General features: G+C 47.9%; 1 pseudogene. It reads right to left on the reverse strand.

What is annotated here, in order from left to right:
* Positions 1 to 284, reverse strand: a pseudogene (locus tag ABF638_RS38435) (relaxase/mobilization nuclease domain-containing protein); the annotation flags it as partial.

Consider the following 284-nt stretch of genomic DNA (forward strand, 5'->3'; position numbering starts at 1 on the left):
ACTTGAACCTCGCTCAAGTTCTCGGACTGGGCTAGCTGTTAATCCCGAATCTTCTCGTGAGGTTTCTAACTGTTGGCTAACAACTGTTCTCTCTCTAGGATTTTTCAACAGCTGCTCAAGGAGCGCGTCATCCCGTTGGGGCTGATAGTCAATCTCTTTATGTTTTTGCAGTCCTGGCCATGTATAAGCAGGCCCCAAGGAAGTGCCGCTAAATTTCTGGTCATTCCATGAGTACGAGATGCCCTTACTTTTGCCGTTACGTGTTAAGCCGTGGCGAACTTCTA

This window comes from Nostoc sp. CALU 1950 (assembly GCF_051172895.1).
GTDB classification, from domain to species: Bacteria; Cyanobacteriota; Cyanobacteriia; order Cyanobacteriales; family Nostocaceae; genus Nostoc; species Nostoc edaphicum_A.